The organism is Bartonella krasnovii, from assembly GCF_003606345.3.
GTDB lineage: Bacteria > Pseudomonadota > Alphaproteobacteria > Rhizobiales > Rhizobiaceae > Bartonella > Bartonella krasnovii.
On sequence record NZ_CP031844.2, the window covers coordinates 1,852,175 to 1,868,823 of the forward strand.

General features: G+C 38.5%; 13 protein-coding genes and 1 pseudogene. 13 read left to right on the forward strand and 1 reads right to left on the reverse strand.

Annotation, left to right across the window (positions count from 1 at the left end; genetic code table 11):
* Positions 1-317 precede the first annotated feature (317 nt).
* The 8 genes and pseudogenes from D1092_RS07965 to D1092_RS07995 all read left to right on the forward strand — a co-directional run.
* Positions 318-2,768, forward strand: coding sequence for an FtsK/SpoIIIE family DNA translocase (locus tag D1092_RS07965; protein WP_120121329.1), 2,451 nt, complete (start codon positions 318-320; stop codon positions 2,766-2,768).
* Between the two features lie 1,093 nt (positions 2,769-3,861).
* The gene (locus tag D1092_RS10165) at positions 3,862-3,999 is read left to right on the forward strand and encodes a hypothetical protein (protein ID WP_167309323.1); all 138 of its coding nucleotides are present in this window, start codon (positions 3,862-3,864) and stop codon (positions 3,997-3,999) included.
* A 224-nt stretch (positions 4,000-4,223) separates the two neighbouring features.
* Positions 4,224-4,835, forward strand: coding sequence for a LolA family protein (locus D1092_RS07970; protein ID WP_120121333.1), 612 nt, complete (start codon positions 4,224-4,226; stop codon positions 4,833-4,835).
* A gap of 34 nt (positions 4,836-4,869) precedes the next feature.
* Positions 4,870-5,679: an exodeoxyribonuclease III gene (locus D1092_RS07975; RefSeq protein ID WP_120121334.1), complete on the forward strand. Its 810-nt coding sequence runs from the start codon at positions 4,870-4,872 to the stop codon at positions 5,677-5,679.
* Between the two features lie 68 nt (positions 5,680-5,747).
* A complete protein-coding gene (locus D1092_RS07980) occupies positions 5,748-7,226 on the forward strand; it encodes an efflux transporter outer membrane subunit (protein WP_120121337.1) in 1,479 nt (492 codons plus the stop codon).
* Positions 7,223-8,443 (forward strand): efflux RND transporter periplasmic adaptor subunit, encoded by a 1,221-nt coding sequence (locus D1092_RS07985; RefSeq protein WP_120121339.1) that lies wholly within the window; start codon positions 7,223-7,225, stop codon positions 8,441-8,443. The genes D1092_RS07980 and D1092_RS07985 overlap by 4 nt, the downstream gene beginning before the upstream one ends.
* Positions 8,444-8,446: 3 nt before the next feature.
* Positions 8,447-10,426: a MacB family efflux pump subunit gene (locus D1092_RS07990; protein ID WP_120121341.1), complete on the forward strand. Its 1,980-nt coding sequence runs from the start codon at positions 8,447-8,449 to the stop codon at positions 10,424-10,426.
* A gap of 868 nt (positions 10,427-11,294) precedes the next feature.
* Positions 11,295-12,791, forward strand: a pseudogene (locus D1092_RS07995) (restriction endonuclease); the annotation flags it as partial.
* A gap of 1,003 nt (positions 12,792-13,794) precedes the next feature.
* On the opposite strand, the gene D1092_RS08000 reads toward D1092_RS07995, so the two are convergent.
* On the reverse strand, positions 13,795-14,082 hold the full coding sequence (locus D1092_RS08000) for an H-NS histone family protein (RefSeq protein ID WP_120121343.1): 288 nt from the start codon (positions 14,080-14,082) through the stop codon (positions 13,795-13,797).
* A gap of 128 nt (positions 14,083-14,210) precedes the next feature.
* Between D1092_RS08000 and D1092_RS08005 the strand changes: the two genes are divergently transcribed.
* The 5 genes from D1092_RS08005 to trwL (D1092_RS08025) all read left to right on the forward strand — a co-directional run bounded on the left by D1092_RS08005 (position 14,211) and on the right by trwL (D1092_RS08025) (position 16,588).
* Positions 14,211-14,825, forward strand: coding sequence for a hypothetical protein (locus D1092_RS08005; RefSeq protein ID WP_120121345.1), 615 nt, complete (start codon positions 14,211-14,213; stop codon positions 14,823-14,825).
* Positions 14,825-15,469 carry a lysozyme family protein gene (locus D1092_RS08010; protein ID WP_120121347.1) on the forward strand — a complete coding sequence of 215 codons (645 nt, stop codon included), beginning with the start codon at positions 14,825-14,827 and terminating at the stop codon, positions 15,467-15,469. Before D1092_RS08005 ends, D1092_RS08010 begins: the two co-directional genes overlap by 1 nt.
* A gap of 126 nt (positions 15,470-15,595) precedes the next feature.
* Positions 15,596-15,892, forward strand: a complete 297-nt coding sequence (korA, locus tag D1092_RS08015) for a KorA family transcriptional regulator (RefSeq protein ID WP_120121348.1) — start codon at positions 15,596-15,598, stop codon at positions 15,890-15,892.
* Entirely contained in the window at positions 15,858-16,172 is a 315-nt protein-coding gene (trwL, locus tag D1092_RS08020) for a VirB2 family type IV secretion system major pilin TrwL (RefSeq protein WP_120121350.1), read from the forward strand. The genes korA and trwL (D1092_RS08020) overlap by 35 nt, the downstream gene beginning before the upstream one ends.
* A gap of 101 nt (positions 16,173-16,273) precedes the next feature.
* Complete coding sequence (gene trwL / locus D1092_RS08025; protein ID WP_120121352.1) at positions 16,274-16,588, forward strand: VirB2 family type IV secretion system major pilin TrwL; 315 nt, start codon at positions 16,274-16,276, stop codon at positions 16,586-16,588.
* The last annotated feature ends 61 nt before the right edge of the window (positions 16,589-16,649 follow it).

The window sequence follows — 16,649 nt, forward strand, 5'->3', positions numbered from 1 at the left end:
GTTGAAGAGGGTGGTAGAGATTGTTGTAAGCTCTATAACCCATGTAAAACTTTATACATGAGGTATTTTTGTTGTTTGTTTGATAATATTTTAGGATAGAACTGTTTTTATGCTTTATGTAAGGATTGGCCTTTCAGATGGTGGTTTATGAATGACATGAAGTGGGAAAAAGGCAGAATGCACGAGATTAAGAAGTTAGATTGTTGACAGATGATCGTTTACAGATCAGCGCTGCTGAGTGTAAGCTTCGTCCTTTTTTAGAGAAGGGGGAAGTTATAACGCTTTAAATATGACAGTTTTATATTTGGAATTGATGGATGCACCGAAGTTCTTCTCCTTATGATTCATTAGAGTCCCGAGATTCTCAAGGTTTTCGACTTGTTGAGATGTTTTTACGTCAGATTGGCGTATTTATTGGACTTGGGCTTTTGGGCTTTATTATTTTTTGTGTATTTTCTTTGGCAACGTGGAATGTTGCTGATCCCTCTTTAACCCATGCAAGTACAAATGAGGTTACAAACCTTATGGGGTGGCTGGGGGCGGTTCTTTCAGATTCTATTATGCAGTTTTTTGGCTTAGCAAGTGTTGCTATTTTGTTGCCGCCGTTATTTTGGTCTTTTCTCTTGTTGGCACAAAAAAATATCTATAATTTGACTTTGCGCTTTTTTTTATGGTTGGTATCAACAATTTGTTTTTTAATGGCTTTTTCCCTTATGACGTCTGTTGCTTCTTTTACCTATTGGCCATTGCCTATGGGCTTGGGAGGGGTTTTAGGAGATAAAGTTTTAAGTGTTGCTTCTTCAATTTTTCCTCTTTTTCTTTCTCCACTTTACAGGGGGCTCTTCAGCGTTGTTTTTATTTTTTTAGGTTTTTTCACTGCTGCTTTTGCTGGCAATGTGATATGGCGGCGTCAAGCAAAGAAAAGAAAAGAAAAAAACATTCCTAAAAACGAAATCGTTGATCCGGTTTTTGAGATGGAAGAAGATGTGGAATATAGCGCAGAGAATGATCGTGAGAAGCATGGTTTTTTTGCCACAACTTTTGGCGCTCTTTTACATCTTTTTTATTTTTTACAAGCGCGTTTTTTTCGTTTCTTCTGTTTCAAAAGGTGTTCTCAAAGTAAGAGACAAGGCAAATCATTTGATCGGATTGAACCAACTTTTTTGGGTGAAAAAGAAAAGTGTGAGGAAAATCAAAATAAAGCTCATGTTTCTTCTTCTGTTAAAAGCCGTGGTTTGAAATCTTTAACAGTTTCTTCAAAGGGTGGTTTTGTTCTTCCCCTTTTAGATTACTTATCGGTTCCACCACCGTCTGCTAGGGATGCAAAACTTTCTCCTGCTGCTTTAAAAGCAAATTCTCAAGAACTTGAAGGGGTTTTGTTAGATTTTGGGGTTAAAGGAAAAATTATAGATGCTTGTCCTGGACCCGTGGTCACTTTGTATGAATTTGAACCGGCTGCTGGCATTAAGTCTTCCCGTATCATTAGTTTAGCAGATGATATTGCGCGTTCAATGCGTGCGATTTCTGCCCGTGTTGCTGTGGTTCCTGGGCGCAATGTGATTGGAATAGAGTTACCCAATGCAAAGCGGGAGATGGTTTATTTAAGGGAGATTGTGCAAGCACAGGAATTTGTTGAAAGTAAAGCCAAATTAGGGCTTGCTTTGGGCAAGACTATCGGCGGAGAAGCTGTGATTGCGGATTTAGCAAAAATGCCGCATCTCTTGGTGGCTGGTACAACAGGATCGGGAAAGTCTGTTGCTATCAATACAATGATTTTATCATTGCTTTATCGTATGACGCCTGAACAATGCCGTCTCATTATGGTGGATCCGAAAATGCTTGAACTTTCGGTTTATGATGGCATTCCCCATTTATTAACACCGGTGGTGACAGATCCTAAAAAAGCTGTGACTGCACTTAAATGGGCTGTTCGTGAAATGGAAGAACGCTACAATAAAATGTCAAAACTTGGCGTTCGCAATATCGATGGGTTTAATGCACGTCTCAAGGAGTCAGAAGGTCAAGGAGAGACAATGGTGCGTACCATTCAAGTAGGCTTTGATCATGAGACTGGTGAGCCTCTTTATGAAACGGAAACTCTTGATTTTAGTCCTATGCCCTATATTGTTGTCATTATCGATGAAATGGCTGATTTGATGATGGTCGCTGGTAAAGATATTGAAGGCGCAGTTCAACGTTTAGCACAAATGGCACGTGCTGCCGGTATCCATGTTATTATGGCGACACAGCGTCCTTCCGTTGATGTTATTACGGGGACGATTAAAGCCAATTTTCCTACACGCATTTCTTTTTCTGTGAGTTCAAAAATCGATAGCCGAACAATTCTAGGTGAACAGGGGGCTGAGCAATTATTGGGACAAGGCGATATGCTTTTTATGATGGGAGGAGGACGTATTCAACGGGTGCATGGACCTTTTGTTGCCGATGATGAAGTGGAGCAGATTGTTGCGCATCTTAAAGCGCAAGCACGACCTGATTATTTGGAAACAATTACCCAAGAAGTTGAAGAAGATGGAGCTGATGTTTCTTCGTCTTCTCCTTCAGCAGATGATCCCTATAGTCAAGCTGTTGCTATTGTTCTTCGTGATCGTAAAGCTTCAACCTCTTATATTCAACGCCGTTTAGGTATTGGCTATAATCGTGCTGCAACATTGATTGAGAGGATGGAAGAAGAAGGTATCATTAGTCCAGCAAATCATGCAGGGAAACGAGAAATTTTAGTTCCTGCCGAAGAAGAACGCTTTTGAAAAACCTTTATAATCGTTGCTTATTGTATCGTAGAAAGCTCGCGTCATCGTACACACACAAGTTCTTAATTTACGATAACCCCTTGGTATTTAAGACTTTTCATAAGGGATATTCCTTATTTTATATCATTTTACTTGTACGTTAGATTTTCTTGTAATGTGCAAGTAAATTGAATTGATTTAATATATAGAGAGTATCTTGCAATCTTCAGCGTTATGATTTCAGTTAAAAAAATGATGATTTATCATTATAACAATATATTGATATAAAATAGTATCGTTTGAGGTGTGGTGGTATAAAGGCATTAATGGTTTGGTATTTAAGTATTTTTGCTGTTCTTGCCGTTCAATTTCACGGCAAAATTGGTTGTGTCATGTGATTTGCCTGTCTGCTTTTAGAAAAGGGCTCGTCTGTCGAGTTTTTGTTTAAGTGAATTGTATAGGGGAGAAAAGCCAAGAGGAACTTTCTAGAATCCAAAAAGCAGATTTCGATTTCGCAAAGTGTGCTTATAGGCAGGTTTTGAGCTTTTTGTGTTTCAAACTCCAAATTGTTTACACAGCGGATTGGTTGAGAATTTTTTATTCTTTATGGGTGTATGGTAAGTCAAAGGAGCATTTTTTCCATTGAGTCATTGAAATTTTTTTTCAGGCTCGCGAATAATATGTTTAGAATTTAATTTCATCCGCGTATTGACCATAATTCATGCAGCTTTAGGGATTAGGGGTGAAAAAGAAGAGATTATGCATTTAGCTAATCAGCAGAAAAGTTAAGAAATAGGGATAATTTCGAAAATTCAAAAGAAAACTTATTATTTATATAATGCATTGATTTATAATAATAATCGCATTACTCATTTTGAATAAAAGATTGCAATATCGTACGATTCTTTCACTTCAAACCTGTTTGCATTGAATCAACCAAAAACTATTCACTTGCAGGTTACGAGCGGGGAGTTCTGTGTGGATAAAAACGATTAAGAAAGAACTAAAAATGTTTGTTTTGAACCATTTCAATGGCTCAAGAACTTGTCGCAACATTTTAGGGTTGGTACACGTGTGTGATGTTCTAGCTTGGAAACGATACTGAAAGAGATTGCAAGAAATTAAAGAGGGATTTTTTGTTTTTTCTGCAATCAATAATTTCTGTTGTCGAACTGTTATTGTTGTGCTTCGTGGTGATAAAGTTTCAACTTCTTATAGTCAACGTCGTTTGGGTATTGGTTATAATTGAGCAGCGACATTGCTTGAAAAGAGGAAAGAAAGCGGCATCGTTCGTTCAGCAAATCACGAGAGAAAACGGAAAATTTTAGGCCTGTTGAGTAAGAATACTTTTAAAAATCTTTTGATAGTGTTTTCAAAAAGTATCTTTATCTTATAAAGCGGGGTATTTATTCATCATTGATGACTTAATTATAAATGATAAAGTCAATTCGATATTCTTTGGGAGCATTTTTTATGAAAACGTCTTTTGTACCGCAAAAAAAAAGGGGCTTTTGTTTTGTGGGAATTCTTGTCTTTTGGTGTTTAACTTTTCCTGCTCTTTCGCAAGCATCTAATAAGATAGCAAAAGCGCAAAATATTGCCAACCACTTTGCGGCAATCAAAACAATGACAGGTGACTTTGTTCAATTTAGTCCAAAGGGGAAAATGTCTCAAGGAACATTTTATCTTGAGCGGCCGGGGAAAATTCGCTTTATTTATAAGAAAATGCCTCTACAAATTATTGCGGATGGTCAATTTGTGGGCATTAACAATCGGGCTTTAAATACTTGGAACTTTTCACAACTTTCACAAACGCCAATGAAATTTTTGTTGGATGATAAAATTGACGTATCATCTGGTCGTTTGTTGGCATTTCGTGAAGATCCAGGGGCCGTGACGATTGTTCTGCGTGATAAAACGATTGGGGCTGGGCAAATAAGAATGGTGTTTGATTCCAAAAGCTTTGCTTTACGGCAATGGACAATTGTTGACCAACAAAACTTGGAAACGACTGTGCAGATTATGAATGTGCGGACAGGCGTTCGTTTTGTTCAGGGCATGTTTACACTTCCCTCAAAAAAATGAAACAATAGTGTTATGTCATTGGGATTAAAAACAGATGTTCTTTCGTATTGCGACTTGGAATATTAACTCTATTCGTTTGCGCCTTGCACAGGTTTTTCAATATTTGAAATTCTTTCCGGCCGATATTTTGTGTCTCCAGGAAACAAAATGTCCCGATGCTTTATTTCCAGTGGAGGCTTTTGAAGCAGCAGGATATAAGCATATCGCACTGAGCGGTCAAAAATCGTATAATGGGGTGGCGATTGTTTCTCGTTTGCCTTTTAAAAAGGTAGAAAAGCGTTTCTTTTGTCAAAATAAAGATTGTCGCTATATCTCAGTGATTGTGGAAACCCATGGTAAATTGATGCGGATTCATAATTTTTATGTCCCTGCTGGAGGCGATATCCCTGATGCTGAGGTGAATGAAAAATTTCGTTATAAGCTTGATTTTTTAGAAGAAATGTCTTTTATTCGTGCTGATCAAGAAGAAGAAATGTCTTCTCTTTTGCTGGGCGATTTGAATATTGCTCCTTTAGCAGAGGATGTTTGGTCTCATCAGCAATTGTTGAAGGTTGTAAGCCATACCCCCATTGAAACCGAGCGTTTACAAAATTTGTGTTGTCAGGGCGGATGGGTTGATCTCATGCGGTTGCATATCCCTGTTCCCACTAAACTTTATACATGGTGGAGTTATCGTGCTCGCAATTGGGCGTTGACCGATTATGGGCGCCGGCTTGATCATATTTGGTCGTCTCCAGATTTAGCGCCTTTTGTGGCGGACCTTTCGACTTTTCGTGATGCGCGCGGATGGGACCGTCCTTCCGATCATATTCCTGTGCAAACAGTATTTGATTTTTCACGTTAATTTTGAAATAACAAGGTAAATAAAGTATTAATATTACATAATGATTCTGAAAGAATGCGGGAGACTAGATGCATATCAAAAATCTCAAAAGGGGCGCTTCTCGTGGATTACTTTCTAGTATCTTACTTTGTTTTCTTTTATCAGGATGTATGGTTGGTCCGAATTATCATAAGACATTTTTCTCTGTTCCCTCTAAGTGGGGACAGCGGTCTGCGCAGATATCTCAGCATTCAATTTCCCTTGCTGGGTGGTGGCGACAGTTAAATGATCCGGTTTTAAATGCGTTAATGGATGAGGCAATTGCTGGAAATAATGATATTGCGATTGCCAAAGCTCGGGTTCGTGAAGCACGTGCGAGTTTAGGGCAAGCGGTGGGATCTTTGTTGCCAAGTGTGTCAAATACGATTTCAGGAACGCGTAGCGGCTCTGGACAATCTGATACGTTGAGCCAATATCGTAGTGGATTTGATGCAAGTTGGGAGCTCGATTTTTTTGGAGGGCATAAGCGAGGCGTTGAAGCGGCGCGTTATGGTCTTGAAGCTTCGGTAGAAGATATGCGTGCGACGATGGTCGTATTGTTAGGAGATGTAGCAACAAATTACGTTCAAATGCGTGGTTGGCAACAAAAATTATTGATTGTGCGGAAAATTGCTGCAACGCAGCGCAAAACATATGAATTGATGCAGGCAAAATTAACAGTGGGTGATGTTTCTGAGCTCGACGTTTCAAACGCAAAAGCCCAAATGTCCAATACAGAAGCCGATATCGCTCAGATGGAAGCAAGTCTGGAAATGAGTATGCATCGCCTTTCCGTCTTAACCGGTCATGTGCCTACGGCTTTGAATGACCTTTTACAAAAAAATGCCAAACACGTGAAAATTCCACAACCACAATGGCCAATACCAGCAGGAATTCCGGCTGATATTTTATTGTCACGTCCCGATTTACGGCGGGCAGAGCGCCAATATGCACAAGCAACAGCACGCATTGGTCAACGTGAGGCAGAACGTTATCCCTCACTTACATTAACGGGAAATATTTCAACAGCAGCAACAGCAATAGACCAATTATGGAAAAGTTCAACTATTGGTTGGTCTTTTGGACCTGGTCTTCGTTTTCCCTTCTTTAATGGAGGACAGATTGTTGCCTCTGTTGCGATGGCGCGGGCGCAGCGTGATCAGGCTTTTATTACTTATCGCTCTGCTGTATTAAGGGCTTTAGAAGATGTTGAAAATGCGCTCGTGAGATTAACAAAGGAACATCAGCGCCTTAACAAGCTTATCGTTGCAAATAAAGCTTTTCTGCATTCTTTACAACTGTCACAAAGTCTCTTTGAAAATGGCAACACCAGTTTTCTTGAATTATTAAATGCTGATCGTTCTTATTATTCTGCGCAAATGGCACTTAAAGATAGCCGCATTGCTTTAGCTACCCAATATATTGCTCTGATGAAAGCATTGGGGGGTGGATGGGATGGTGTCGTTGATGTGTCACGTCCGGAAATCGTTGATGGTGTTTCCCATTCATTTGCAAAGGTAGGCCAATGAAAAAAAGTTTCATCAAAAATTTCATTACAAAACGCAAAAAGCTCTCATTCTTTCTGATTTCTCTCTTCATTATTATCACTTTTTTATGGTTACGCTCTGCTTTTTTTGGAACATCTACACCAACCTATATGACAGCTGTGGTGAAGCGTGGTGATATTGAGGAAAGTGTTCTGGCTTCTGGAATTGTGCGTCCTTATCGATTGGTGGCGGTTGGGGCGCGTACTACGGGGCGGGTGGTATCTATGCGCGTTTTTCCGGGAAGTGTTGTGAAAGAGGGAGAGCTCTTGGCAGAAATTGATCCTACAGACCAAGAAAATGATCTGAAAAGAAAAAAAGCAGCCTTAGCGCATTATCATGCCAATTTAATGGAACAAGAAGCTTATCTTGCCCTTGCACAGAAAAATTTAGCGCGGCAGAAAAAAATGATCGAGTCGCGTGCAGTTTCAAAAGCTAATTTTGATGATGCCGTGACACAAGTGAAAATACGCGAAGCGCAAATTGCTCAGTTGCGTCAACAGATTGTGCAAGCTCAAATTGATGTGGAGAGTGCAGAGGTTAATCTTGGTTATACGCGAATAACTGCTCCTTCAGCGGGAACGGTTTTGGCAACAGTTGTTGAAGAAGGTCAAAATGTTAATGCTGTTCAGTCGGCACCCACAATTGTCATTTTAGGTGACTTGTCAAAGATGACAGTTAAAGCACAAATTTCGGAAGCCGATATTCTTAAAATTCGCGCCGGGCAACCTCTTTATTTTACGGTATTGGGTAATGCAGACCGTCGTTATGAGGGAACATTAGAAAGGGTTGAACCAGCTCCTGAATCCATTCGTGCTGATGTGAGTATTAACCCTGGTTTAGGCGGTAGCTCTTTCCCATCGTCGGCAATTTATTATAATGGGATTGTGCATGTTGATAATAAAGACAACTTTTTGCGAACTTATATGACTGCTCAAGTGCATATTATTTTAGGACGTGCTCAGAATGTTTTGCTGGTTCCAAGTGATGCTTTGCGTGATGAAACAAAAGAAGGAAAAGCATGGGTTTCAGTGTTGGTGAGGGAAAATAAAGTAGTGGCAAAACAGGTGACTGTAGGGCTTAATAACAAAGTGATGGCAGAGATTGCTTCAGGGCTTGATGAGGGGGATGTGGTTATTACTGGTTCGCGCGATGGTGTGATGCCAGAAATCCCAGATGAACACAGCGAAGATGAGAATTAAGTCATGAAAGCAGAAAAAGCAGAGGCTGTTTTCGTTTTAGAAAATATTGTGCGCACATTTCCTGCGGGTGAAACATCTGTTACTGTTTTAAAGGATATCAATTTGACCATTAAGCGTGGGGAAATGGTAGCAATTGTGGGGGCTTCTGGTTCTGGAAAGTCCACATTGATGAATATTTTGGGCTGTCTTGATCGACCAAGTTCTGGTCGTTATTGGATTTCAGGAAAAGAAACAGCTTCTCTTTCTGCTGATGAATTATCAGCCTTACGGCGTAATCATTTTGGATTTATTTTTCAGCGCTATCACTTATTGAATGAATTAACCGCCCTTGGCAATGTTGAAATTCCAGCGATTTATGCAGGTTGTGCACCGGATATGAGAAAAAAGCGTGCAGAAGAACTTTTAACACGCTTAGGTATGGGAGAGAGAATTAATCATCGTCCCAATCAACTTTCAGGGGGGCAACAACAACGAGTATCTATTGCGCGCGCATTGATGAATAATGCGGAGGTTATTCTTGCTGATGAACCAACCGGAGCACTGGACAAACACAGTGGGCAAGAAGTTTTGCGTATTTTGGATGAGCTTCATCAAGAAGGGCGCACCATTATTATTGTAACGCATGATATGCAGGTGGCTAAAAGAGCAGATCGTATTATTGAAATCAGTGATGGAGAAATTATTGCTGATAAGCTCTCAAAAGGTGTAAAAACAAGAGCTCAGTCCCTTCAGGAGCAAGAAAATCTAAAAGAGCAAAAAACACTGGGTTTTTTTCGTTCTTTTATTGAACGTTTTCGTGAAGCATTTGTCATGGCATTGTTGGCTATGAATGCACATCGTATGCGAACTTTTTTAACAATGCTTGGGGTGATTATCGGTATTGGGGCGATTATTGCCATGGTTGCTTTGGGAAATGGTACGCGGGAAAAAATTATGGAAAATTTTAAGAGTTTGGGCTCTAACACATTAACAATTTTGCCTGGAAAAAGCCTCTCTGATCCACAAGCAGAGAAAATAACCAGTCTGGTGGAGGCGGATGCAGAAGCTCTTTCTAAATTACCTTATATTGCTGGTGTAACACCTCAGATTTCAGCAAGTTCTATGGTTCGTTTTGGTGGGATTGAAGTTAATGCTATCATTGCTGGGGTAGGAGAACAATATTTTCAAACACAGGGACTTAAAGCTGTTCAAGGGCAGTTGTTTGATCAAAAAAGTGTGCATGAGCGGGCGGTTGATCTTGTTATCGAAAAGGAAGCACTTTCGGTGCTTTTCCCTCATAGTCATGGGAGTCCCATAGGGAAAATTGTTCATTTGGGTAATGTTCCTGCGCGCATTATTGGTGTGGTAGATCCACAACATATGGGAGGAGGGACCTCAAATACGTTGCAGGTTTATTTGCCTTATACAACCTTACAAACGCGTTTTCTTGGTACAACTCAAGTTCGGGCCATTACTGTGAAGATCGCCGATCATGTTGATTCAAATTTAGCCGAGAATATGGTGAAGCGTTTCCTTATTATGCGTCATGGTGGGGAAGATTTTTTCATTAGAAATTCTCAGCTCTTTCGTGATCGTATCACAGAAAGTACACAGATTTTAACGCTTTTGGTATCTTCTATTGCTGCTATTTCATTGATTGTAGGGGGGATTGGGGTGATGAATATCATGTTGGTCACTGTTTCGGAGAGGATCAATGAAATTGGGGTGCGTATGGCTGTTGGCGCACGTCAAAGTGATATCTTGCAGCAATTTCTCATTGAAGCAATTTTGGTTTGTGTCATTGGTGGTGGATTGGGAGTCCTCTTTGGGCTTTCTATCGGTGGTTTGTTTTTGCTCTTTAAAGCGCCTATTCACCTCGTCTATACGATGGATTCGATCATTATATCTCTTACTTTTTCCACCCTCATCGGGATATGTTTTGGCTTTTCTCCAGCGCGACAAGCTTCACGGCTTGATCCTGTTGTTGCTCTCTCACGAGATTAAGTCTTTATCAATTTAATATATGTTGATTGTTCTATCGGATGAAGTGTTTGTAAAGTAAAGCATGGATGGAAAACGTTAGTGATCTGCTATTTTTTCCTAAAAAACGCTTCATTCGTTAAAGGGAGCATGCTTTCCTTTACACTAGATATCGTTTAGCTCAAGGCATCATGAAGACTATAAAATTTATAGTACACGCCCCTTTTTAGGTTTGATCAGGAGCAAACAGGTATCATCGTACATACTTTCCTACCCCCAAATGTTGCAGCCTTTTACATGAGAAGAGTGTAGACTTGAAAATTTTCATAAGAGGCATTTTCTGTTCCTTCATGCGTGTAGCTTAGCTTTCTTTAGACTATTTGTTTAAGATATCGCTTTTTTTCTATCTCATCTCATTTCATTTTGGCGGCTGAGATAAAACAAGCTATTTGGGTTGTCTGCGATAAGGATGCTATCGGTGTTTTCTTAAGGGTGTGATTGTAAGACGCAACTTCATAAAATGCCGGTTTGATTTCATGATTTTGGTGAAGGGGATAAAAAAAGTTTGAGAGGTGAAAAGCCTCTCATTTTTTAAGCTCAATCCTAAAATTATCGCGTACTTTATTGTGTCTTTTTACAAAAGGCAAAAAAATTCAAAATCATCATACTTTTCTTTTGTTTTCATAAGGGAGGAGATATCAGTCAATTTATCATATCGTTTGGGGCATTATATCATTTGGGAGGGGAAAAGAGATTTGCTCATATTATGTCGTTAAAGATAGAAAGAACATCTTAAAATCAAGCAATTTTAAGTCTTTGGGGGAGACACAAGAGGCATTGACGAATTGGTCTAGATTCGATAATTGAGGGTATTTTTCATTGGGGAAAAAGCATGACGACGCTACAATCGCTTTTACAGACATATCGTGAGGAAGCGCGTACCGAACGGGATAAGGGCACGTATTTTGAGCGTTTTGCTCTTGCTTATCTGACCCATGACCCCCTCCAGTCTCAGTGTTATGAAAAGGTTCAAACTTTTAAAGATTGGGCACACGAAAATGGCTGGGATGGTCGTGATACCGGGATTGATCTGGTGGCAAAGCTTCGTCATGAAGATGGTTTTGCGGCAATTCAATGTAAATTTTATGATGAATCCTATCGGATTAAAAAAGCAGATATTGATAGTTTTATTTCAGCATCAGGGAAAGAACCGTTTAAGCGGCGTGTGATCATAGATAGTACACTCAATGCTTGGACTGACAATGCTGAAACAATGATACAGGGGCAAAAAATTCCTGTTACACGGATTAATCTTTCCGATTTGCAAAAAAGTCCAATCCGTTGGGAGACTTTTGCAGCCAAAGGCACCATTGCGTTGGAGGGTAAAAAGAAACTCCGTCCCCATCAGGGAGAGGCATTGCGTTTTGTGCGTGCGGGGCTTGCTCAGGCTGATCGAGGTAAGCTCATTATGGCTTGTGGAACCGGTAAGACATTTACCAGTCTTAAGATTGCTGAGGATTTAGCCGGTCAAGGCAAGTTTGTTTTGTTTCTTGTGCCCTCCTTGGCACTGATGTCACAGACGGTGCGTGAATGGACAACGGATGCTGAAATTGACTTACGTTCCTTTGCGGTTTGTTCTGATACACAAGTGGGAAAGCGTCGTAAAAATAGTGATGATGTTGCAGAAATTGATGTGTGTGACCTTGCTTTTCCAGCGACAACCGATGCAGCAAAACTGGCAGAACAGGCGGGCAAAACTGTTGCAGATGAGATGAGCGTGGTGTTTGCAACCTATCAATCCATTCAGGTGATTGCAGATGCTCAGAAAAATTATGATTTTCCCACTTTTGATCTGATCATTTGTGATGAGGCGCATCGTACAACAGGGGCAACGCTGGAGGGGGAGGATGAATCCAATTTTGTGAAGGTGCATTCCAATGATGTTATTCGGGCTAAAAAACGCCTTTATATGACAGCAACCCCCCGCATTTTTGGGAATAACGCAAAAAGTCGCGCACATGAGGCCAATGCTGTTCTCGCTTCGATGGATGATGAAAAACTTTTTGGTAAAACACTTTTTTATCGGGGGTTTTCATGGGCTGTACAGCATAACCTTTTAACAGACTATAAGGTTATTGTTTTAGCTGTAGATGAAAAACTCATCAGTTCCGCTGTTCAAAAGCGCCTTAGTGATAGCGAATCTGCGCTTATTCTTGATGATGCAACGAAAATTATTGGTTGTTATAAGGCACTGACCAAACAAGATATGCAAGCTGATGTTGGGGGTGATCGATATCCTATGCATCGTGCTTTAGCGTTTTGTAAAGATATTCGTAGTTCTAAACTGGTCCGTAAGGAATTTTCAGCAGTTGTTGAGGAATATCTTGAGAGTCATACTTTAAGAATATTAACCACACACTAAAAAACATCTCACGAAAGCGATCTTATCACTCTTCAAATGGCGCTCTTTCACAGAAAAACAAAATAAACAAAACTTTCTTTATCAGACAAAATATAACTTATAAGAAACACTTCATTGTTCTTATGTTGAATGAAAACAATGAAAATCGTAAAATGCTCTTATTTCCAATCCCTCTCCTGTTGAATCAATCAAAATCATTCTTTGCACATCACAAATAGAATTAGGATATGGATAACAAATGATTAAAGAAAGGAATCAAAGCCTCTCATGTCCCTCCCAAGTCTCAAGAGCTTTCGAAACATTGAAAGTTAGAAAAGCGTATGATGGTGCAGAATAGATAGAAACTTTTATATTCCGCGCCATAAAATAGACTTATGTCATTAGAAAATATTTTCTTGAAAAAAGCAGTAAATTAGCAACACAAGTGTATCCCCTTTGAGATATTCTGTTTCTAAAGGAAACTCTTTAATTTATATGAAAATGCCACGATTAAAAAAACTGATATATAACAAAGTGTTCCGCACTCTATACCAAGGAGTGCACAACATTGTGGCTAGCAAATACAACCATAGTGTTGGCGTACTGCTTACGCCATAAACTCTTCCGATTTAAACCCTTTTTGTAAAGAATCAATAAAACCATTTATTTGCATAGACTAAAAAAGAACAACATTAAATAAAACGATAAAAAAGAGATAAAACCCCCCTCCTCTCTCACATGCAAAAAGAAATTATAATATTTTAAGCTAGCAAGCATAATGATAATGCTAACTTATGACAAAAATATCTTTTTCATTTAGATGCATTTATCTATATTTTTTATCATTTTATTTTATATTTCAATAGATTAATATATCTATACAGTATTTTTATACAATCAAATAAGCAAAAAGCGCCTACTTCTCACATTCATATCTCTTGATATTCCCTTGCCTTATAAATATCACACATGTGTTATGCTACTTCTGTTGTTATGTTACTTCGAGTTCATCAAGTGTATACCCATTCTCCAACCACTCTTTAATCCACTTAGGTCTCCGTCCACGCCCATTCCATAATTCCCATTGGTTATTGGGATTCCTATAATGACGCTCTTTGCTCACAAGATCAGCAATATCAATTCCATGGGTATTAGCAATTTCAAGAATTTTTCGTCGTGCATTTTGCTTTTCTTTTGCTTGCCGTTTTTTCAGTTCCACATCAATTTGTGTACGCATCTCTTTTAATTCATCAAAATTCATATTTTTGAGATCATTCACCTTAATTACTCCCCTTGCAAAAAAGAATTGTCCTTTGCCATATTTTAAACACAATTATAGACAATTTTCGTCTATTTATTATCAAAATTAAAAATACGATACATATATCACTTTGACGGAGATGTGTTTTGTACCACAAAGAACTCTTTATTTGTGTCTCAACTTCCACCATTGTATCCTTTTTCAGTTTAGTTGCTGAAATTGGAAAATGCAGTGCGCAAACACCATCACACCTCCCTGACTCTCATGAATCAGTAGTCAAAAGTAAATATAAATCTCCACTCTATAAACTATGGCAATATGCAACAAAGAACAAGCCCTCTCTCTATAATGATGGTGTAGTTCATTATAACAATACGAGCTGCCCTCAAATACAAAAAGTTTTTACTTGGTATAAATGTTCTTTAAATCTCTTTTTGCAACAAAGAAATTATATAAAACAAGCAGCTTCTAGAGAGTTCCAAAAATCATTATTGATTAAAAGTCGTACTTTTTTCCTTCATTCAAATAATATCGATTGGCGTAGTCAGCTCTGTTTTATAGCATACATTGATCTTGCTTCTTGGATATTCATATATATTACGAATCTTCTTAGAAAAGAAAAAAGTCACCGCCACAAGGAATATTTTAGGCAAAATGATTTTGTTTTGCAAATTTATAAAACCAAAAGACAGCGGCAAAAAGCACTAAACAGCATTGGCATTTGTATCAATAAAACTCTTCATAATAAGGTGTATTGCTGATGATTATTCCAGATTTCGCAATGTTTGCTGCTTCATACATATCTGATACCCCTCATCCAGTATTTTCAGCTCTCATCGAACAGGAAGCGCGGGATAATGCTTATATAACAGGTAAGAATGATAAATTATTCCGTCAACTATCTCTGCTTAAAGCAAGAGTCGAAGAAACAGCAACAACTGAGCAGTTTAAACAAAATAAACATAATTTTGACGCAATTTTTGAGCAAATCGATGTTGAAAATATGAAATGGCTTTCTTTTTTTGGGGCATTTGACTTTTGCAGAAATCTTGCATCTGCGCAAAGCGCTTTGACTTACTATTATGAACAAACAACATCAAGGTGTATCTTTGAGAAAGAAGCATTGCGGTCTACTCTGAGTTTTTACAAAACAGAAAACTTAAACAGTGGTGCTGATACACAGATCGTTGCTTCATATAGCGAAGTGAAAGCTGCTGTACAAAGAAATGAAGATTTGCAAGAGCCTGTAAGGCTTAAAAAAGAAGAACCAGAACAGACAACTAAAGTAGATTCTCTTCCTCTTTCTTCAGAGGATTTAGAAGATGCGTTTTCGCATAAAGAAAGTAGCAGCCGTGATGCTTTTGCCACGGAAGATTCTTCTTCATCGGCAAAGCAGCTAGAGTGATAACTGGTATTTTTATAAATGAAAACTAGAATTTTGATAGGGTGGTATAATGAAAGCTAGATAAGAAAATATTAAAGCTCTAATTAGTAAGATTAGACAAAATCTCTTCTAATTGAGGGCAAAAAAATGAAAATGATAGAACAAAACAGCGTTGATATAGCATTTAGTCAGAGAGCAGCACGTGAAATTACAGTTGTGATGCGCTCAGAAAGGGAATGGTATTTTACGTTTGTTGCCGATGATCCAATCACCGGAAAACCTAATAAATATACATTACTTACACAAAGAGGAAAATTAAGAACTTGGGCTGACCCAAAATATCTCTTTAAGTTTCTTCATGAAAGAGGGGTCATTTGTGGGAGTTTTAATCTTAATCAGGATAAAGAACATGAAACAATTAAATATTCTTCAGAAAATAATTAGGAGTAAAACGACTAAAACATCTGCAGTTCTAACTGTATTTTTTATGACATATTCTACATGGGCCCAAGCGGCGTTAGATCCTGCAACAAAAGCCTTAACAGCTCTTCAGACAGACTTAAAGACGCTTATCCCTATTGCTGCTGCTGTTATACTTTTGTGCTTAGCAATTGGTTATGCAGGGCGCTACATCGGAAAAGATACATTTGTGCGGTGGAGTATCGGTGTTGTTATTGCAGGATCAGCAGCTGAGCTTGCTAATTTGTTGTTTAAAGTTAATTAATGAAAAAAACTTAGATTTCAGTATTTTATTTATATTCAAAAAACTATATTGAAAAAAAGAAAGTACTCATGTCAACTGTAGTATAAATTGAGATAAAAGATATGAAACAATCAAATATTTTTAAAACGATTAAGAGTAAAGTTAGTAAAGCGTCTGCAGTTTTTACTGTATTTTTTGTAACCAATCCTGTGTGTGCTCAGCCACAACATTTAACAACTGCAAATACAGCTTTAAATGCTCTCCAGACAGACTTAAAAACGATTATTCCTCTTGCTGCTGGCGTTATACTTTTGTGTTTAGCAATTGGTTATGCAGGACGCTATATCAGCAAAGATACATTTGTACGTTGGGGTATCGGTGTTGTTATCGCTGGTTCAGCTGCCGAACTTGCTAAGCTTTTATTCACGACTCCATAAATAATCATAAAATTATGTAATATGAAATATTATTTTTACTCAGAGAGAAATTTAAATTGCG